Here is a 20,155-nt window from a genome sequence, read left to right on the forward strand (position 1 = left end):
CCGTTCGGCGGCGTCAAGCAATCCGGCCTCGGCCGCGAAGGCTCGCACTATGGCATCGATGACTACGTCGTCATCAAGTACCTGTGCATGGCGGTCTGAACCGCACGCGTACCAGCAAGCAGATGAAACCCGCACCGCACGCCACGCCCCACTCGAAGCGCGGCGTGCGGTTCATCGCATCAGAGCGCCGTCGCCGGGCTCTCTGCCACCGCGCTTGCGTAAGGCACGTCACGCTTGCCATAACGACGCACACGCAGGTTCGCCTGCTCGCCATGACCCGCGAAGCCCTCGAGCGCGCACAAACGCGAGCAATACTCGCCAACCAGCGCCGATGCCTCGTCCGTCAACACCTTCTGATACGTGCAGGTCTTGATGAACTTGCCCACCCACAGGCCGCCCGTGTAACGCGCCGCCTTCTTCGTCGGCAGTGTGTGGTTCGTGCCGATCACCTTGTCGCCATACGACACATTCGTGCGCGGACCCAGGAACAGCGCGCCGAAGTTCGTCATGTTCTCGAGGAAGTAATCGACATCGTGCGTCATCACCTGAACGTGCTCGAACGCGAGATCATTGGCGATCTTCACCATCTCCTCATCCGACTCCGCCACGATCACTTCACCAAACTGCGCCCACGACTTACGGGCGATATCCGCCGTCGGCAGGATGCCCAGCAGGCGCTCCACTTCCGCCATCGTCTCCTTCGCAAGCTTCTCGGACGTCGTCAGCAGGATAGCCGGCGAATCCGGTCCATGTTCGGCCTGGCCGAGCAGATCAGTGGCGCACATCTCGCCATCCACGCTCTCATCGGCGATCACGAGCGTCTCGGTCGGACCCGCGAACAAGTCGATGCCCACGCGGCCGAACAACTGGCGCTTCGCCTCCGCGACGAACGCATTGCCCGGGCCCACCAGCATGTCCACCGGCGCAATGCTCGCCGTGCCGATCGCCATCGCGCCCACCGCCTGGATGCCGCCCAGGCAATAGATCTCGTGCGCGCCAGCCATGTGCTGCGCCGCGACGATCGCCGGCGCCGGCTTGCCATGGAACGGCGGCGCGCACGTGATGATGCGCGGCACGCCGGCCACCTGCGCCGTGATCACCGACATGTGCGCCGATGCCAGCAGCGGATACTTTCCGCCCGGCACGTAACAGCCCGCCGCATTCACCGGAATGTTGCGATGCCCAAGGATCACGCCCGGCATCGTCTCGACTTCAATGTCCTTGATCGAGTCGCGCTGATGACGCGCGAAGTTGCGCACCTGCGTCTGCGCAAACTCGATGTCCTTGATGTCGCGCGCCGAAAGCTGCGAGAGACAGTCGTCAATCTCCTTCTGCGTCAGACGATAGTCCTCGCGATCCAGCTTGTCGAAACGGATCGACAGATCACGGATGGCCGCATCGCCCCGTTCCTCGATATCGGCGAGCGTCGCCTCCACCGTTTCACGCACTTCCTTCGCCGCCGACTTGATCACTTCCGCAGTCGCACCTTGCTTCAGCCACTTGGCCATGACATCTCCTGGTCTCTGTTCGTTGATGTGGGGAGCGCATACTCATTGCATACGTATGCAACACGAGCGAAGATTAGTCGCTTTTGGCGTGATCGGCAAGTTCCAGTGGGGAAAAGCGACGCTAAGGTTTACCCGGGCATGGCCCAGGTTTGCGTGCCGTCGTCGTTCGTCACGACGCCCCGGCGCGGCCTGCGCGCCGAGCCGCGCACGATCAGCCCGCCAGGAGCTTCGTCATGAAGCGCCGCATCGAGCGTGCCGTTCAGTTGCGCAAGCACCGCGGCGACGGCGCGCTGCACCATGTCGTCGAGCGGCTGGCTGTAGGTCGTGAGGTCGAACACAGGCCAGCGCGCCATGTCGATATCGTCGAAGCCGACGATCGACACCTCATCGCCCACCTTCAGCCCGAAGCGTGCGCGCGCCACGCTGATCGCGGCAAGCGCCATGTGGTCGTTGGCGCAGAAGATGGCGTCGGGCGGCTTCGTGGCGGACAGCAGCGAGATCACCGCTTCTTCCGCGCCCGCCGCCGTGTACTGGCCCACGCGCCGTTCAATGGCCTTCACGCCCTGCTCGCGCAAGTAATCGAAGAAGCCTTCCTCGCGATCGCGGCTCGTGGACGAGCTCTCGAGACCCGCGACATACGCATAGCGCTTGTGCTTGCCGGCGTGCAAAAACGCCGCGAGCGTGCGCGCGCCCGCGCGGTTCTGGCCCGTTACGCTGGACGCGGCCTGGCTGTCGGTCTTGCGGTTGAACATCACCACGGGCAGTCCGATGTTCATGCATTCGTCGGCGAAATGCGAGGACAGGCTGGTCGAGATCAGCACCAGCGCATCCACGCGATAGCGCAGCACTTCATCGAGCACGGGATCCGAGCCGCGCAAGGGGTCGCTCGTGAACATCAGCACGCCATAGCCCGCGCGCGCGAAGGCGGCCGTGAGCGCGTTGAGCGCAGCGTGATAAAACGGATTTTCATTGGCCGGCACCGTCACGCCAATGAGGTTCGCGCGGCCCGTGATCAGCGAACGCGCCACCAGGTTCGGCCGATAGCCCAGCTCGCGCGCCGCCGCGACGATGCGTTCACGCGTGGCCGGCGAGACGCTCGCGCCGGGCGTGAACGCACGCGACACCGCCGACTGCGAGACACCCGCCGCGCGGGCTACGTCATGCGCGGTGGCGGGTCGTCGTTCGGGCGTGGCATCGGACATCGGATCGGGTCTCGGGGTGTCAGGGAATTGGCGGCGCGACAGCAAGCGCGCCGACAGTATGCCCCAGCTCGTTCAGGCGATCGAGCGCCACACGCCCGCACGCACCAGCGCATCGGTCTCCTGGCGCACGATGCGATACAGCGCCTTCATTGCGAGCGTGGCTTCCTTCTTCGGCGAGAACGCCACCGACAGCACGCCCGGCAGCGTCGGCTCGATGATCGGCCGGGCCTTCAGCGTGCCCCGCTCGATACGGCCGCGCACGGCCGCATACGGCGCGACCGAAAAGCCCAGGCCGGCCTCGACGAGTTCGAAGATCGCCATCATCGCGTCGATCTCGAAGGCGATGTTCAGCGTGAGGGAACGCGTGGTCGCGGCATCCTCGACGAGCGTGCGCAACCCATGCGGGCGCGCCGGCAGTATCCACGGCAGCTGCACGGCGTCGGCAAAGCGGATGGGCTCCATCGCCGGCTGGAGGATGCTCGCATCCGGCGGACCGACGAGCAGCAGGTCGTCGGACAGCAGCGGCTCGATGCTGATCGTGCTGTGCGGCCCGATGTTGTACAGCACGCCGATATCCAGCTGGCCGCTCAGCAGCCATTCGAGCATGTAGCCGGACAAGCCCTCGCGCATGCGCAGGCGCACCTCGGGGAACTCGGCGCGGAAGCGCTTGACGAGCGGCACCAGCAGGAAGTCGCCGAGCATCGGCGGGATGCCCATCGTGACCGTGCCGCCCGGCACCGAACGCAGGGCCTGCATGTGGTTCACGGCCTCGTCGCTGCGTTCGAGGATGTCGTTCGCGCGCGCAAGGAACTTCTGCCCGGCCTCCGTGAGCGACATGCCATGGCCGTGCCGATACAGCAGCGGCGGCCCCAGTTCCTGTTCGAGCATCTGGATATGGCGCGTCAGCATCGACTGGCTGATGCCGAGAATCGCGGCCGCGCGCGAGACGCTGCCTTCGCGCGCCACCACCATGAAATACCTCAGCTGCTTCAACTCCACGTGCGGGTCTCCTCGTTCTCCTCTGTTGCCGGGCATTGTCGCCTGAAGCGGGCCGATATGCATAACAGGTATGCGAGCAGCCGCCGTTCCATCTGATTACGCTTGATTCCATCCAGAAGCACAACGGAGACACTCACACAATGGAAGAACTCAGGTTGCTCAGCAGTACGGCCATCCTCGGCTATGGCTTCGCGCAGAGCGCGTTCGAAGCAGGGCTTGCGCGCAATCCGCATCTCATCGGCGCGGACGGCGGCAGTTCGGACCCGGGGCCGTACTACCTCGCCTCGGGCGAGTCCTTCACCTCGCGCATGGCGACCAAGCGCGACATGCGCATCATGCTGGCCGCCGCCGTCCCGCGCGGCATTCCGGTGATCGTCAGCACCTGCGGCGGCGCCGGCGGCGATCCGCATCTCCAGATGATGGTCGATATCGTCAAGGAAATCGCCGCGGAAGAAAGTCTGTCATTCAAGCTCGCGGTGATCAATTCGGAATTGCCCAAGGACGTGCTGCTCGAACACGTCAACGCCGGCAAGACACGGCCGCTCTACGGCCTGCCCGAACTGACGCCGGAACTCGTCGAACAGGCCGTGCGCGTGGTCGGCGCGATGGGACCGGAGCCGTACATCACCGCTCTCGACGCCGGCGCGCAAGTGATTCTCTCGGGCCGCAGCACGGACCCGGCGCCGTGGGCCGCCATGGCCATCCGCGCGGGTTTCTCGCCGGCGCTCGGCTGGTACGCAGGCAAGATGCTGGAATGCGGCGCCGAACCCGCGTTGCCGAAGCGCGAAGGCTGTCTGCTCGCGACCATCCGCGAGGATCACGTCGAACTCGAACCGATGCACCCCGAGCAGGCCTGCACGCCGCGTTCGGTGGCGTACTTTGCGCTGCACGAGAACAGCAGCCCGATTCATCACCACGAGCCGGGCGGCATGCTCGACACCTCCGAATGTTCGTTCGAGGCCGTCACGGAACGCGCGGTGCGCGTGTCCGGCATGCGCTGGAAGCCCGCGAAGTACACGGTGAAGCTCGAAGGCGTCGAGGCGCGCGGGCATCGCGTCATCTCGCTGTGCGCCACGCGCGATCCGGTGCTGCAAGCGCAGATGGACCGCTATCTGGCCCGCTCGCGCGAGATTGTCGATGAGAAGGCGACCGCGTTCGGCGCGCCCTCCGACACCTACACGCTCAACTTCCGCGTCTACGGCCAGAACGGCGTGATGGGCGAGCGCGAACCGCTGCCGCAGGTCGAACGCCATGCGCACGAAACGGCGATCGTCGCGGAAGTGGTCGCGCAGGACCGCGATACCGCGAAGGCCGTGCTGGCGATTGCGCGCACCACGATCCTGCACTCGGAATTCCCGGGCCGGCTCTGCAAGGAAGGCAACATGGCGATCCCGTTCTCGCCGTCCGACCTCGATCTCGGTCAGGTCTACCGCTTTTCCGTGTGCCATCTGCTCGAGCCGGAGAACGCGCTGTCGCTGTTCCCGATCCGCTACGAAACCATCGGAGCCTGACATGCCAGCCATCAAGGATTTTGCGAGCGTGTGCCGCAGCAAGAATGCAGGACCGTTCATGGTCACGCTCGACATCGTGTTCGAAACCGACGAGATCTTCGACCGCGTCGCCGCCACCGGCGTGCTCACGCCGCAACTTTTCGCGCGCCTGTACGGCGTGAAGCCGGAGCAGGTGCAGTTCACGCCGTATCGCGCAGCACGCGCGTTCAAGGCGACGCTGCCGCGCCTGATCTCGTCGGGCGATATCGGCGATACCGACGTGTACGGCTCGCAGCAGCACGCGCCGATGCTCGATATCGACATCCCCATCAAGCTGGAGAACACGCAATGAGCGAAGCCGATCTCCAGACGCGGCCCGCCGCGTCGCCTGTTATCGAAGAAACCTTGCAGGACGGCTTTCGCCAGGCGATGCGCCGGCTCGCGGGCGGCGTGGCGCTGGTGTCGACGGTGCATGAAGGCGTGCGCCACGGCATGACCGTCACCGCCGTCACTTCGCTGACGATGGACCCGCCCGCGCTGGTCGTCTCGGTGAACCGCCACGCATCCGCGTTCGATGCCCTCCTGCGCAGCGGCACCTTCTGCGTGAACCTGCTCACGCAGCAGCATGCGGACCTCGCGGTGGCCTTCTCGCGCAAGCCGGACGGCGACGCCCGCTTCACCAACGGCGCATGGCGCATGAACGACCACAATCTTCCGTCGCTCGACGGCAGCATTGCGTCGATCACCTGCCGCGTGCACGACACCGTGGAGTACGGCACACACGCGATCCTGATCGGCGCGGTCGAGCATCTGGAGATCGAATCGCAGCAGCCGATGGCGCCGCTCATCTATCTGAGCGGGCAATTCGGCGGCTTCTGGCCGCTGACGGCCTGAGGAGCGCGCATGTTCGACGCGAAATACGAACACGCCAACTTCCCGCGCGTGCGGCCCGAATGGCTCGCGCAGGTCGCCGAGCCGGCCGTGGAGCCGGAATTGCCGATCATCGATCCGCATCATCATCTGTGGGATGTCGAGAGCGCGTTCTATCACGCGCCGGAACTCGTCGCGGATGTGAACGCGGGGCATCGCGTGCTGGCCACGGTGTTCGTCGAGTGCAAGGCGCATTTCGACGACGACGCGCCCGCCGGTTTCGAGCCGGTCGGCGAGACGCGCTTCGCGGTGGCGCAGGCACAGGCCGCCGCGCAATTGCAGCAAGGTCATGCGGGGCTCGTGAAGGGCATCGTCGCGTATGGCGATCCTTTCGTCGCGAATCCGCAAGGCGTGCTCGAAGCGCATCTCGAAGACGGCCAGGGCCGCATGCGCGGCGTGCGGGTCCGCGCTGCATGGCATGCCGATCCGGCCTTCGCCGCGCCTCATGGCGGCGCCGATGAACGCCTGATCGCCTCGCCCGAGCTGGACCGCTATTGCGCGATCCTCGCGGAGATGGGCCTCGTGCTCGATCTGTGGGTCTATCACACGCAACTGGACCAGGCCGCGGAACTCGCGCGCCGTCATCCGCGCCTTGCCATCGTGCTGAATCATTGCGGCGGTCCGCTGGGCATCGGTCCTTATGCCGATCAGCGCGCCGCGGTGCGCGAGGAATGGAGCCGCTCGCTCGGACGCGTGGCGGCGAACGATAACGTCGCCGTGAAGATCGGCGGGCTGGCGATGCCGCGCACCGGCTTGTCTTTCGCCGATGCCGCGAAGCCCGCAAGCTGTGTCGAGCTGGTCGAACGCTGGACGCCTTATGTGCGCACCTGCATCGAACTGTTCGGCGCGGACCGCGCGATGTTCGAGAGCAACTTCCCGGTCGACAAGGGCAGCTGCAACTACGTCTCCGTGTGGAACGCGTTCAAGCTGCTGAGCGCGGGCTATCCGGACGCGGCGCGCCGCAAGCTGCTCGCGGGCACGGCGAACCGCGTGTACGGGCTGCGGGTCGAGGCACTCATGGCGGAGGGCATCGCGTAATCACAACGAGTCAGGCGCATCACCCATCCGCAAAAGGCACGAGACCGTCCGGCGCACGCCAGTGTGCGCACGGATTTCCGGAGGAGACATATGAAAAATCGCCGCATCTTTATCTACATCTTTCTGTTTTCGCTCACGAGCATCAACTACATCGACCGCGTGGCGTTGTCGGTGGCCGCGCAGCCCATCGCGCACGAGTTCGGCATCAGCCCGATCCAGATGGGCTTCCTCCTGTCCTCGTTCATCTGGACATACTTCGCGAGCCTGATCCTGTGGGGCCTCGCACTCGACCGCTGGGGCACGCGCTACGTCAACGCCATCGGCATGGCGGTGTTCTCGGTGGCCACCGTCGCGACCGGCTTCGCGTGGAGCTATGCGTCGATCCTCGTTACGCGTCTCGTGATGGGCGCCGGCGAAGCATCGTCGTATCCAGCGGGCGGCAAGGTGATCCGCGAATGGATGCCGGCACGCGAACGCGGCATCGCGGCGGCCGTGCTCAACAGCGGCTCGTATGCGGGCCCGGCCATCGGCGCATTGGTGGTCGCCTTCGCGGTGCAGTTGTTCGGCTGGCGCACGGGCTTCATCCTGGTCGGCAGCTCGGGCGCAATCTGGCTCGTCTGCTGGCTCAAGTGGTTCCGCAAGCCGGAGCTCGCCACCTTCCTCAGCGAGGAAGAGCGCGCGCACATCCTGCGCGAGCGCAACGGCGGCATGCCCGACACGCCTACCGGCCCGACGCTCTCCATCCCCGACCTGCTCAAGTCCGTGAGCGTCTGGGGCCTGCTCATCACGCAAGGCTTCGGCTCCTATGCGCAGTTCCTGTTTCTCACCTGGCTGCCGAGCTACCTGCAGACCGAGCGTCATCTCGACATCGTCAAGAGCGGCTATTTCACGGCGCTGCCGTATGCGCTCTCGGTGCTGCTCGCGCTCGGCATCGGCAAGCTGAGCGACCGCCTGCTGCCTGTCGATGCCATCAACAAGGGCGGACGCCGCACCATGGTGGCGGCCTCGATGCTGCTGACGTCCGTCGTGCTCGTCACGCCGTTCGTCGATGACGTGTGGATGATGGTCGCCGTCTTCACGCTCTCGCTGACCGGCGCGCAAGCCGCGCTGGCGATGAACATCGCACTGATCGGCGACCTGCTGCCTTCGTCGGCGGAAGTGGGGCGCGGCACGGGCCTGCTGATCACCGGCGGCGCATCGTTCGCGATGATCGCGCCGATCGCCACGGGCTATGTCGTCGCCATCACGCACAGCTACAACAACGCGTTCTATATCGCGGGGGCGCTCGCCCTGGCCGGCGCGCTCGTCAGCCTCTTCATGACGCGCAAGCCGATTCGCCACCACGACAGCGTGGCGGAAATCAGCGAAGTCTCGGCCCGCGCCTGAACCACTTTCACGATTCACGAGGAACCTGACATGACCCAGAAGCAAATGACCCTGATCGGCTTTCTGCAGGCGCAGAACTGCTCGACCTATCCCGGTTCGTGGCGCCACAGCGCGGCGATGCAGGACTTCACGACGCCCGAGTACTACCAGCGCATCGCGCGCACGCTGGAGGAAGGCAAGTTCCACCTCGCCTTCTTCGACGACCGCCTCGCGATGCCCGACATCTACGGCAACGATCACGCGCAGACCGTCGAGCACGGCGTGCGCGCCGTGAAGATGGACCTGGTCTCGATCCTCACCGCGATGGGCATGGCGACCTCGAAGCTCGGCCTCGGCGCGACCTACTCGACGACCTACTACGAGCCGTTCCACATCGCGCGCACGTTCGGCACGCTCGACCTGATGACCAAGGGCCGCGCCGCGTGGAACGTGGTGACGTCGCTGAACGATTCGGAAGCGGCGAACTTCGGGCAGGACGCGCATCTCGAACACGACCTGCGCTATGACCGCGCCGACGAGTTCGTCGAAACGGTGATGGGCCACTGGGATACGTGGGAAAGCGATGCGCTGATCCTCGACAAGGAAAGCGGCCGCTTCGCGGATCCGTCGAAGGTGCATCGTCTCGATCACCAGGGCAAGTTCTTCAAGTCGCGGGGCCCGTTCACGGTGCCGCGTTCGCAACAGGGCCATCCGGTGCTGATCCAGGCGGGACAGAGCGGCCGTGGCCGCGCGTTCGCGTCGCGCTGGGCGGACCTGATCTTCGTCGTCTATCCGAAGCTCGAAGTGGCGAAGAAACAGTACGCGGAGATGAAGCAGGCGCTCGCCGATGCAGGCCGCAACCCCGACGACGTGAAGATCTCGACGGCGTGCTACACGATCGTCGCGGAGTCCGACGAGATCGCGCAGAAGGAACGCGAATACATCGACGCCCTCGCCAAGCCGATCGACTCGCTCGCGCTGCTGTGCGAAGTGCTCAACACGGACTTTTCGAAGCGCGGCTACGACGATCCGTTCAGCGACGCCGAAATGGCCGCGATTTCCGGCTGGACCGGGTTCCGCGATCGCGTGGTGACGCTTTCGGGCAAAAAGAATCCGTCGGTGCGGGATTTCGTGGACTTTTCGAAGCGCGCGCGCATCGACGAGTTCCCGGTGTTCTGCGGCACACCGAAGACGGTCGCGGACCAGATGGAGCAATGGTTCACGGAAGGCGCCGTGGATGGCTTCGTGATCGCGCCGACGCACGTGCCCGGCGCGTATGAGGACTTCGTGCGCATGGTGGTGCCGGAGCTGCAGCGTCGCGGCCTGTTCCGCAAGGACTACACGGGCGGAACGCTGCGCGAAAACCTCGGCTTGCCGATCCCGCAGTCGGGCGACTGGCGCAAGACGGCGTATCCGCAGGAAAAGAAGATCAAGCTTGCTTGATTGAGGCGGCCCACAACGGGCCTATTTATCTGCTTAAGTCGGGCGCGGCGGCAGGTTCGGTCATCGGACCGCCGTTGCGTTCGTGTCTGAAGTGCGCGGACAGGTGATACGCGGCGTCATGCACCGAAGGTCATGCCCTCGCGCGCTACCGCTTCAAACGGACTCTTGCCCTCCGGCCAGCGCATCGCGGTACCTTCCACCGGCATCCTTTCGATGCCCGTGCCCCGGTTGCACGGGCAGTCTCCATTCGCCGCCGTGCTTCGCAAGAAATGCGTGGCCCCGGCAGGCCGTGGTGCACATCGTAACGAGCGCTACGCTCAGGCGCCTCCTGCCTGTGAATCCGCTGCGGTTCGCAATCCGTATGCCCTTCCGGCGCCACTAAAGCATGGCTTAAGGACGCCACGCGTGCACTCTCGTTGAATCACAATCGAGACGTCGATATCCCTCAGCGGTGAGCCAGTGACTCAATCGAGCGGCAAGCGCCCCAAGCTGGTCCTGTTCCCGGCACGTCATGTCGAACCCAGGCCGGGGACCAGTGCGGACGACTTCCAGATCTATGCCTCCTATCGGGGCAGCACGGCAAGCGGCTTCTTCGGCACGTTGAAGGTGGTCAGGAAGACGGATGGCCGGTTGTTGTTTCCGTTCGACGGCGTTGACACCATTGGCCCGTTCGCCACGAAATCCGACGCAGTGGCCGCCGCTCTCGCGCGTGGCGACGCCGTCGTGAATGCGGATCTCGCACGCCCTGAACTCTAGCCCGGGCACGATATGCCGGAAAGAACCTGATCTGGACAGATATGGCCGCTGGTTTTCCCGGATCGCAAACGTTTTCGGTAGAGAGAAAATCGGCGCATGGCCCTTGGCATCCGAGCTGCCGGTCAGAGAAGGGCGAAAAAAGACAAAGCGACATGAGAGAGCGGAGGGCCGTATGGAGCAGACCCGGTTTGAATATCGTGGCTTTGTCGTCATCCCCATGGCAGCCTTCGACGGCGGCTTATACGCGGCGATGGCCATCATTTGCGATGATCGCGGCCAGCAACGCGCCAGCGGCGTGCTGGGCCATTTCGACTCCGCAGAAGAAGCGAGCGCCTTCGCGCTGTCCGCAGGAAAGGACGAAATAGACCACCGTCTGTGGCATCCCGCCGCAGCCTGAGTGAGCGCACCGGCTCATGCCAAAGTTTGCGCAAACGCGTACGGATTGGTCGCATTTTGTACGTTGAACGCGCCTTTCGTACTGCCATACTGCACCTATCGGCCGCTGTGATTTGAACCGCGCGCCATCATCCGACCGGAGAGAACGTCAGGCCATGGCACTTGTTGTTTATGTATTTGAGGAAAGCAGAGGTGTCCCGATGCACGAGCGCGACCTCTTCGAGATCGACGCGGCAGGTTATTTTGTCGACATGAGCGCGGTGTTCGTGGAGTGCTGCAGCTGCACGGCGCCCATGTCCTCGCGGCCCGCCTTCCAGCGCGCGATGCGCCGGCTGCAGGCGGGCGATACGCTCGTAACCACCCAGCTCCTCAGCCTCGGCAACAGCGTCTCCGACGTCCTCGCGACCATCGAACAGCTCGGGCGGCGCGGCATCGTCACGGTGTGTCTCGCCTATGGCACGCAAGATCTCTGTGCCGCCGAAGGACAGCCCTTCATCGACGCACTCCGGCTCGCCGAGGACCTGGAGCGCGTGACCCGCCGCAGCCGAGCCCGCGAAGCGGCGAATGCGGCGAAGGAACGCGGCGTCGCGCAGGGACGTCCCAGTTCGCTTACCCCGGCGCAGCAGCAGCAGGCCATCGACTCCCTGGGCGCGGGCCGTACCGTGACGGAAATTGCCCGCGCGCTCAACACCTCGCGCCAGACCATCATGCGTCTGCGCAACGCCCATCGGCAGGCGCCGGATGCCGCGCAGCAAGAGGACGCCGTGCCTCAGCCACTCGCTGTCAATGACGCCAAATAGGGATCTGGCTGCCCTGGCCTGGTTCAGGCCTCTCTGAAGCGCCTTCCCGTTCGCGAGAGCGGCGCACTCACCGGCATGTGCACATCGCACAGCCTGAAAAGGGACGTTACGTACACTACAATCCGGTCGCAGCGAGAGCCGCAGCGCGACGCCAGCACGGCCCGTGCGCGCGGAGGACCCCACGCACATCCATCGGGCAGCATGAACCAGACGACACCATACGAACGAGCATGGGCAACCCATCAGTACACAAGATTCGGGCGGAGGGCCTGAGCACATGACGAGCAGCGGTTCCCAGGCGCCGGCTTCCACGAATATCGAGCCCTTGCAGTTTGCCGTCGTCGGCATGGGCGCATCCGCGGGTGGCATCGAGGCGCTGCTCAACTTCTTCGACAACGCGCCCGCCGAGATGGACATGGCGTTTGTCGTGATCGTGCATCTGCCGGCGGACCACATGAGTTTCGCCGACGAGGTGCTGCAGCGCGTGACGGACATGCCGGTCAGGCAGGTGACGGGGCCGACCACCATCGAGAAGAACCACATCTACATCAACGCGCCCGGGCAGCACGTTGAAATGACCGGCACCTCGCTGCAATCCGTGGACCGTGCCGGCAAGGAAACCTCGCCCACGACCATCGATCACTTCTTCGCCACGCTGGCGTCCGAGCATGGCACGCGTTCGGTGGGCATCGTGCTGTCGGGCGCGGGATCGGACGGCGCCGCAGGCCTCTCGCGCATCAAGGAGAGCGGCGGCATGACCGTCGCGCAGAAGCCGGAAGACGCGCATTTCGCCGAGATGCCGCAGCATGCCATCTCCACCCGCCAGGTCGACTTCATCCTGCCCGCGGCCGAAATGCCGGAAAAACTGCTCGACCTCTGGACCAACGCGAAGAAGATTCATCTTCCCTCCGTGGAGGGCGGCGAGCTGGCCGAGAAGGAGATTTCGCCGGTAGTCGTCGGCGCCGAGCGCGCGCTCTCCGACGTGCTCATGCAGCTGCGCGTGCGCACCGGTCACGACTTCCGTCATTACAAGCGCGCCACCATCCTGCGGCGCATCGAGCGGCGCATGCAGGTGAACGGTCTGCGCGACATCGGCGAATACCGCGAGCATCTGCGCGCCCACCCGGACGAAACCACGGCACTGCTGGCGGACATGCTGATCGGCGTGACCCAGTTTTTCCGCGACCGCGATGCCTTCGACGCGCTGCGGCGCGATGTCATGCCGCATCTGCTGGACGCCAACAAGAGCGAGGCGCAGATCCGCGTCTGGGTGCCGGGCTGCTCGACGGGCGAGGAAGCCTATTCGCTCGCCATCATGCTGGCGCAGGCGCGCGAGATCGCGGGCTTCGAGGCGACCTACCAGATCTTCGCAACCGACATCGACGAGCCCGCCATCGCGCAGGCGCGCTCCGGTTCGTATCTGGGCTCCATTGCGAGCGACGTGCCCAACGATCTCCTGCGCCGCTACTTCAAGCAGGAAGGCGGACGCTATCAGATCGTGAAGTCGGTGCGCGAACGCATTCTGTTCGCCGCGCACAGCCTGCTGCGCGATCCGCCGTTCTCGCACCTCGACCTGATCTCGTGCCGCAATGTCCTGATCTATCTCGATCGCGCGGTGCAGCGCCAGGTGCTCGAACTGTTTCACTTCGCGCTGCGTGCGGGCGGTTATCTGTTCCTTGGCACCGCCGAATCCGCCGATACCGCCGACGACCTCTTCACCATCGTCGACAAGAAAAGCCGCATCTACCGCGCGCGCACGGTGCTCAACCGGGTGAAGCCGCCGGTTGCGTTCCCGTCGCTCGGGCTCAGCAACGTCATGCCACGCGAGGATCTCGCGGTCGTGGCAACGCAATCGAGCCTGAGCAGCGGACCGGAAACCCCCGAGCGCCGCAGCTTTTCCTTCGCCGCGCTGCACCAGCGGGTGCTCGAGGAATACGCGCCGCCGAGCGTGGTCGTGGATCGCGATTCGAACATCGTGCATCTCTCCACGACGGCCGGACGCTTCCTGCGGCACGGCGGCGGCGAGCTGTCCTCGAACATCATGGCGCTCGTGCTGCCCGAACTGCGGCTCGATCTGCGCACGACGCTGTTTCGCGCGCACCAGACCGGCGGCAGTGTCGAGGCGCGGCGCGTCAAGCTGTTGCAGGAAGGGCGCACCGTGTGGGTCAACATGACCGTTCGACCGTTCCATGACACGGGCGTGAACGCAGACTTTTTCCTCGTGCTGTTCGACGAAGTGCAGGAGCATATGGCGGACGGAGGCTTGCCCGAAGAGCGCGGCCAGGATCCGCTGCTGATGCAGCTGGAGCGCGAACTTCAGCACACGCGCGAACAGCTTGCGACGACCATCGAGCAACACGAGACGACGGTCGAGGAACTGAAGGCCTCGAACGAGGAATTGCAGGCGATCAACGAGGAACTGCGCTCCGCGACCGAGGAACTCGAAAGCAGCAAGGAAGAGCTGCAATCGGTGAACGAGGAGTTGACCACGGTCAATGCGGAACTGCAGGCGCGCGTGGAAGACACGGCGAAGGCCAACGACGACTTGCAGAACATCATTGCCTCGACCGAGATCGCCACCGTCTTCGTCGACAAGCAGATCCGCGTGAAACGCTTCACCACGAGCGCGACGCGCGTGTTCAAGCTGATCGACGTGGACGTTGGCCGCTCGCTGTTCGACATCACGCATTCGCTGCGCTACTCGTCCCTTGCCGACGACGTCAAGCAGGCCTTCGAAACCCTCAAGCTGATCGAGCGCGAAGTGGAAAGCTCGGACGGCAAGTGGTATCTGATGCGCCTGCTTCCGTACCGCACGGCGGACGACCGCATCGACGGCGCGGTGCTGACCCTGATCGACATCACGGCGCGGCATCTGGCCGAGGAATCGGCGCGCATCGGCGAGCAGCGCCTGCGGCTGGTCGCGCAGTCCACCAACGACTACGCGATCATCCTGCAGGATCCGAACGGCGTGATCGTCACATGGAACGCGGGGGCCGAGCGCATCTTCGGCTTCACGGAGCGGGAAGTGGTCGGCAAGAACATCGCGCTGATCTACGATCCGATCGACCGCAAGGCGCACATTCCGGCGCGCGAACGCGAGGTGTCCGCACGCGAAGGCCGCGCCGACGACGACCGCTGGCACATCACGCGCGACGAACGCCGGGTGTACTGCAGCGGCGTGGTGACGCCGATCTCGGACCCGTCGTTCACGGGCTTCGCGAAGATCGTGCGCGACCTGACCGAACGCAAGCTGCGCGAGGACGCGAACCGCGAGGCGCTCGCGCACGAACACGCCGAGCGCAAGAAGGAAACGCTCTCGAACCAGCTGAAGGACGACTTCATCGCGGTGCTGTCGCATGAGCTGAAGCATCCGCTCAACCTGATCGGCATGAAGGCGGAGATCCTGCCGCGCCTGCCCGAAACGCGCGGTATCGAAGTGGTGCGCGAAGCAGCGGATTCCATCAAGCGCGCGGTGCGTGGCCAGGCGCAGATCATCGACGATCTGCTGGACCTGTCGCGGGTGCGCACCGGCAAGCTGGCGCTGTCCATCGCGCCGCTGGATGTCGCTGCTGTGCTGGCGCGTATCGCCGAGGCCACGGAGAGCGAAACGGCGCAGCGCGGCATCCGCCTGAACCTGAGCACGCCGGGCGAGCCGGTCTATGCCTTCGCCGACGCTGTGCGCAGCGAACAGATCTTCTGGAACGTGGTGTCGAACGCGCTGAAGTTCACTGATAGCGGCGGTTCCATCGACATTCGCGTCGCGCGTGAAAGCGACATGGTGCGTGTGGACGTCGTTGATACGGGACAGGGCATCGATCCGTCGGCTTTGGCGGATATCTTCGAGATGTACCGGCAAGGCGGACGCAATCCCACGTCGAGCGGCCTGGGTATCGGACTGTCGCTCGCGAAGCAGCTCGTCGAGATGCATGGCGGGCGCATCGAGGCCCATTCGGACGGCGTGGGACATGGCGCCACGCTGTCGGTGTGGCTGCCGGGCGCGGCGCATCAGGACGCGTCGCCGGAAGAGCAGGAAGACCGTGTTCGGCCGGTGGCGGGCGCGCGCCTTTTGCTGGTCGATAACGACATCGAGGCGACCGCTTCGTTCGCGACGTTGCTCGAACTGGAGCAGGCGAGCGTGCAGACCGTCACGAGCGCCGAGCAGGCGCTGGAACAGCTTCGGGTGGGCGAGGTGGACGTGCTGATCTCGGACGTCCAGCTGCCGGGCATCGACGGCTACGAGCTCATCAGGAGGGTTCGTACCGATCCTGCGCTGGTCGGCCTCAAGGCCATCGCGGTGACCGCGTTCGGACGGGACGAGGACCGGCGCGCCGCGCGTGCGGCGGGCTTCGACGCGCACCTGAGCAAGCCGGTCGATCTTGCAGACCTGCTGCACATGCTGGACACGCTGCTGGCCGCAGGGGGTTCATAACGCATGCCTTGTTTCGGCCTGTTTCGGAATATGAAGGCCGCGTCCCGGTCCGCGAATTGCTGCTTCCCTTAAGCAAGGAGGCGATATGGCGGAACGGGATATTGTAGTGATCGGTGCGTCGCGAGGCGGCTTCCAGGGGCTCAAGGTGCTCATCAGCCAACTGCCCGCTGACCTGCCTGCGGCGCTGTTCGTCGTGCTGCATATCGGACGTCATGCCAGCGTGCTGCCCGAACTGATGACTTCATGGGGACGCCTGCCGGCGCGTTATGCCGGCCACGGCGAAACCATTGAGCGCGGCACGGTTTGCATTGCGCCGCCGGACCGGCATCTCGTGTTGTCGCAAGGTCGCATGTGGCTCAATGACGGCGCCAAGGAAAATTTTGCGCGGCCTGCCGTCGATCCGCTGTTCCGCAGCGCCGCGATGGAATACGGTGCGCGCGTGATCGGCGTGGTGATGAGCGGCGATCTCGACGACGGCGCCGTGGGACTCGCCAACATTCGCGCGCAACGCGGTTTCGCTATCGTGCAGGATCCTGACGATTGCGAGGCGACCGGGATGCCGCGGGCCGCGCTCGAATCCTGCGGCGCGGACAGGCTGTGCACGGAGGAGGAATTGGCGGAATGCATCCGGCAGGCCGTGAAAGGTGGACCGTCAGGCGAAGCCCCGGCAATCGCGCAGGCCAACAAACCGATGTATGAGAAAGAGGCGCTGATCGCAGCCAGCGGTCTGGCGGATCTCGACGCCCTCGATGAAGTCGGTGAACGCTCCGCGCTCACCTGTCCGGACTGTGGCGGGGCATTGTGGCGCGTTCGCGGCGATCGCCCGTTGCGCTACCGTTGCCATACGGGGCATGCGTTCACGGGCATGTCACTGGCCGAGGGCATTGAATCGCGCTCGGAGGAAGCCATCTGGTCGGCGATTCGAGCGGTTCACGAGCGCGTGATCTTCGCCAGGGAACGCCAGCAATGGGCTGAGCGCGCAGGCGACGGGGATCAGATCGCGATCGAACAGGCGCGCATCGATGAAGCGGAACGGCTGGCGGAACTGTTGCGTGCGGCAATGCATACGAAGCCCTCTTCGTCTGAATCGCCCGAGTGAGTTGGTTCAGCGTGTGGGATGCGCCATGCATCGAATGGCAGGTGCGCGACGCCTGAACGCACCGCGCCGCGTCGCCTGCGTTCCACGATATTGCGTGCCGCGATTCGTTCGCTCGCTCCTTCAGGTCGTAGGCCCCGCGCCAGTGCGCGGAGCGTGTCACATCCTTCTAAAAGCAATCGCAGTGCCGCTGTCAGATGATCGGCTTGCCGCCCGTCACCGCGATGGTCGCACCCGAGATATAGCTTGCATCGTCCTCAGCGAGCATGACGTAAGCAGCGGCGAGTTCAGCGGGCTGGCCCGGGCGCTTCATCGGCGTCTGCTTGCCGAAGTTCTCGACGCTCGATGGCGGCATGGTCGAAGGAATCAGCGGTGTCCAGATCGGCCCCGGCGCCACGCAGTTGGCGCGGATGCCGCGTTCAGCCAGCAATTGCGCCAGACCGCCCGTGAAGTTCTGGATCGCGCCCTTGGTGCTCGCGTAGGCGATCAGCCCGGGATTGGGCGAATCGGCGTTGATCGACGTGGTGTTGACGATGGCGCTGCCCGGCTTCATGTGCGCGAGCGCCGCCTTCGTGATGCGGAACATCGCGCCGATGTTGGTCGAATAGGTCTTGTCCCATTCGTCGTCGGTGATGTCTTCCAGCTTGTCGTAGGTAGCCTGATAGGCCGCGTTGTTCACCAGCACGTCGATCCGGCCGAACGTCTCCGCCGTCTTCGCAACGAGTTGTTTGCAATGCTCGCGGTCCGTGATGTCGCCGGGCAGCAGCAGCGCGCGCCGGCCTGCATCCTTGACGAGGCGCGCGGTTTCCTCGGCGTCCGCATGTTCGTTCAGATACGCAATGGCCACATCCGCGCCTTCACGCGCATACGCGATCGCCACCGCGCGGCCGATGCCGCTGTCCGCGCCCGTGATCAGCGCGATCTTCCCCGCGAGCCGGCCGCTGCCCCTGTAGCTGGATTCGCCGTGATCCGGTTGCGGGTTCATCGGAGCGGTGTGTCCGGGACGGCTTTCCTGCTGCTGCTGAGGCATCGGCGGACGGGGATAGTCTTTGTCGGTCATGTCGGTTTCCTTGACGGGTCGAGTGTTCGAGAGCTTCAGGCGGCGGTCTTCAGAACGACCTTGGTCCAGCCGTCACGGCGTTCGTCGAAGTTGCGATAGCCTTCGGGCGCCTGTTCGAGCGGCAGTTCATGCGAAATGATCTGCGACGGCTTCAGCTTGTCTGCTTTGATCAGATCGCGCAGTTTGCGGTTGTGGGCCTTGACGTTGGCCTGGCCCGTCGCCATGCGCTGACCCTTCATCCAGAACGAACCGAAGTCGAACGCGAGCTGACCCTTCTTCATCAACGCGTCGGGCGAACCCGGGTCTTCCGCGACGAACACGCCCACCACGCCGATGCTGCCCGTCGCGCGCACCGACTTCACGAGGTTGTTCATCGTGAGATTCGGCACTTCATGACCTTGACAGGTGCACTGATAACCGACGCACTCGCAACCGCGATCGGCCCCTTCGCCGCCCGTGAGTTCGAGCACGCGGTCCACGCCGCCGCCGTCGCTGTCGTCGATCGGAATGGCGCCGAGACGCTCCGCGAGTTTCAGGCGGTCCGGGTGCGAATCGACCACCATGACTTTCGAGGCGCCCTTGAGATTCGCCGACATCGCGGCCATCAGCCCCACTGGACCGGCGCCGTAAATGACAACGCTGTCGCCTGCTTCGACGCCCGCGAGCACGGTGGCGTGATAGCCGGTCGGGAGGATGTCGGAGAGCATGACGTAGTCGTTCTCCTTCTCCACGGCATCGGGCGGCAGCAGCAGGCAATTGAAGTCCGCGAACGGCACGCGCAGGTATTCGGCCTGACCGCCGCTATACGGGCCCATGCCGGCGAAGCCATAAGCCGCGCCGGCCATGCCGGGATTGGCCGTGAGACAGAAACCGGTAAGGCCCTTCTCGCAGTTCTTGCAGAAGCCGCAGCCGATGTTGAACGGCAGGCACACCCGGTCGCCCACCTTCACGCGCGTGACGCCCGGACCGGCTTCGACGATCACGCCCAGATTTTCATGACCGAGAATGCGGCCGGTCTCCATATTGGTCCGGCCTTCGTACATATGCAGATCGGAACCGCAGATGTTGGTGGTGGTGATCTTGACGATCACGTCGTTCGGCTGTTCGATGCGTGCGTCAGGCATGTCCTTGACGACGACCTGTCGCGGTCCTTCGTAAACGAGGGCTTTCATTCAGAGCTCCAGTGCTGGGGTTCGAGAGTGCGGTCCGCTTGCGCGGCCATGACGTCGACGCAGCATTGGATGTACCCGCGCGTTGCAGTGCGGCGGAGCCGGACAAACAGAGTTGAATGCGCGGCGTTGATGGCGACGACGCGCGAGAGACGCTTTACGCGAAAGGACGATGGATCCGGGCTGCTCAGTTTTCGCGCTCGCGAAGCTCTTCCACGTCCGTCAGGCGAAGCCGTGTCAACGCACTGGAACTGGAGATGAGATTGTTCAGAAGCTTCTCGGAGTCCTCGGCATTGCCGCCGCCTTGTTTGATCCAGTCGATCCGCTGCCGCTGCGCTTCGATGCGCACTTCACAATCGACAATGAACGGGTTGAGCCTGTTGAGTTCGTTCAGTACGCGCGTGCGGGCCATGGCGGACCTCGATCAGATGAAATCGCTGCTCGGGACGCTCACAAGAAGACGTCCGGTCGCCA

18 protein-coding genes are annotated in these 20,155 nt (G+C 64.8%); 12 read left to right on the forward strand and 6 right to left on the reverse strand.

Annotated features, from left to right (window positions below):
* Positions 1-99: aldehyde dehydrogenase family protein (locus QCE64_RS13890; protein ID WP_310005768.1), on the forward strand; the 99-nt coding region annotated here is incomplete at its 5' end.
* A gap of 80 nt (positions 100-179) precedes the next feature.
* Here the strand turns inward: QCE64_RS13890 and hisD are convergent.
* From hisD to QCE64_RS13905, 3 genes are all read right to left on the reverse strand, one after another.
* Positions 180-1,508, reverse strand: a complete 1,329-nt coding sequence (gene hisD / locus QCE64_RS13895; protein WP_309931821.1) for a histidinol dehydrogenase — start codon at positions 1,506-1,508, stop codon at positions 180-182.
* Between the two features lie 128 nt (positions 1,509-1,636).
* On the reverse strand, positions 1,637-2,710 hold the full coding sequence (locus QCE64_RS13900; protein ID WP_309920250.1) for a LacI family DNA-binding transcriptional regulator: 1,074 nt from the start codon (positions 2,708-2,710) through the stop codon (positions 1,637-1,639).
* 72 nt (positions 2,711-2,782) lie between these two features.
* Positions 2,783-3,709, reverse strand: coding sequence for a LysR family transcriptional regulator (locus QCE64_RS13905; protein WP_309920253.1), 927 nt, complete (start codon positions 3,707-3,709; stop codon positions 2,783-2,785).
* A gap of 140 nt (positions 3,710-3,849) precedes the next feature.
* Here QCE64_RS13905 and QCE64_RS13910 point away from each other — a divergent pair, with 140 nt between their 5' ends.
* The 11 genes from QCE64_RS13910 to QCE64_RS13960 all read left to right on the forward strand — a co-directional run bounded on the left by QCE64_RS13910 (position 3,850) and on the right by QCE64_RS13960 (position 17,455).
* Entirely contained in the window at positions 3,850-5,220 is a 1,371-nt protein-coding gene (locus tag QCE64_RS13910) for an acyclic terpene utilization AtuA family protein (RefSeq protein WP_309920257.1), read from the forward strand.
* A gap of 1 nt (position 5,221) precedes the next feature.
* Complete coding sequence (locus QCE64_RS13915; RefSeq protein WP_309812088.1) at positions 5,222-5,551, forward strand: DUF4387 domain-containing protein; 330 nt, start codon at positions 5,222-5,224, stop codon at positions 5,549-5,551.
* Positions 5,548-6,093 carry a flavin reductase family protein gene (locus QCE64_RS13920; RefSeq protein WP_310004350.1) on the forward strand — a complete coding sequence of 182 codons (546 nt, stop codon included), beginning with the start codon at positions 5,548-5,550 and terminating at the stop codon, positions 6,091-6,093. Before QCE64_RS13915 ends, QCE64_RS13920 begins: the two co-directional genes overlap by 4 nt.
* A 9-nt stretch (positions 6,094-6,102) precedes the next feature.
* Positions 6,103-7,167: an amidohydrolase family protein gene (locus QCE64_RS13925; RefSeq protein ID WP_309931828.1), complete on the forward strand. Its 1,065-nt coding sequence runs from the start codon at positions 6,103-6,105 to the stop codon at positions 7,165-7,167.
* Positions 7,168-7,257: 90 nt separating this feature from the next.
* Positions 7,258-8,553: an MFS transporter gene (locus QCE64_RS13930; RefSeq protein WP_309920265.1), complete on the forward strand. Its 1,296-nt coding sequence runs from the start codon at positions 7,258-7,260 to the stop codon at positions 8,551-8,553.
* A 30-nt stretch (positions 8,554-8,583) separates the two neighbouring features.
* Positions 8,584-9,975, forward strand: a complete 1,392-nt coding sequence (locus tag QCE64_RS13935) for an LLM class flavin-dependent oxidoreductase (RefSeq protein WP_309920267.1) — start codon at positions 8,584-8,586, stop codon at positions 9,973-9,975.
* 495 nt (positions 9,976-10,470) lie between these two features.
* A complete protein-coding gene (locus QCE64_RS13940) occupies positions 10,471-10,731 on the forward strand; it encodes a DUF6723 family protein (protein WP_309922842.1) in 261 nt (86 codons plus the stop codon).
* Between the two features lie 172 nt (positions 10,732-10,903).
* Positions 10,904-11,128 carry a hypothetical protein gene (locus QCE64_RS13945; protein ID WP_310004352.1) on the forward strand — a complete coding sequence of 75 codons (225 nt, stop codon included), beginning with the start codon at positions 10,904-10,906 and terminating at the stop codon, positions 11,126-11,128.
* Positions 11,129-11,327: 199 nt separating this feature from the next.
* Positions 11,328-11,927, forward strand: coding sequence for a recombinase family protein (locus tag QCE64_RS13950; protein ID WP_310004355.1), 600 nt, complete (start codon positions 11,328-11,330; stop codon positions 11,925-11,927).
* Positions 11,928-12,204: 277 nt separating this feature from the next.
* Positions 12,205-16,356, forward strand: a complete 4,152-nt coding sequence (locus tag QCE64_RS13955) for a CheR family methyltransferase (protein WP_310004357.1) — start codon at positions 12,205-12,207, stop codon at positions 16,354-16,356.
* Between the two features lie 85 nt (positions 16,357-16,441).
* Complete coding sequence (locus QCE64_RS13960; protein ID WP_309931831.1) at positions 16,442-17,455, forward strand: chemotaxis protein CheB; 1,014 nt, start codon at positions 16,442-16,444, stop codon at positions 17,453-17,455.
* 190 nt (positions 17,456-17,645) lie between these two features.
* Here the strand turns inward: QCE64_RS13960 and QCE64_RS13965 are convergent, their stop codons facing one another.
* The 3 genes from QCE64_RS13965 to QCE64_RS13975 form a co-directional block, all read right to left on the reverse strand.
* Positions 17,646-18,512, reverse strand: coding sequence for a glucose 1-dehydrogenase (locus QCE64_RS13965; protein WP_309931833.1), 867 nt, complete (start codon positions 18,510-18,512; stop codon positions 17,646-17,648).
* Between the two features lie 35 nt (positions 18,513-18,547).
* On the reverse strand, positions 18,548-19,684 hold the full coding sequence (locus tag QCE64_RS13970) for a glutathione-independent formaldehyde dehydrogenase (protein WP_310004359.1): 1,137 nt from the start codon (positions 19,682-19,684) through the stop codon (positions 18,548-18,550).
* Between the two features lie 184 nt (positions 19,685-19,868).
* Positions 19,869-20,093 carry a hypothetical protein gene (locus QCE64_RS13975; protein ID WP_309920291.1) on the reverse strand — a complete coding sequence of 75 codons (225 nt, stop codon included), beginning with the start codon at positions 20,091-20,093 and terminating at the stop codon, positions 19,869-19,871.
* Positions 20,094-20,155 lie beyond the last annotated feature (62 nt).

Source organism: Caballeronia sp. LZ043 (assembly GCF_031451075.1).
GTDB lineage: Bacteria > Pseudomonadota > Gammaproteobacteria > Burkholderiales > Burkholderiaceae > Caballeronia.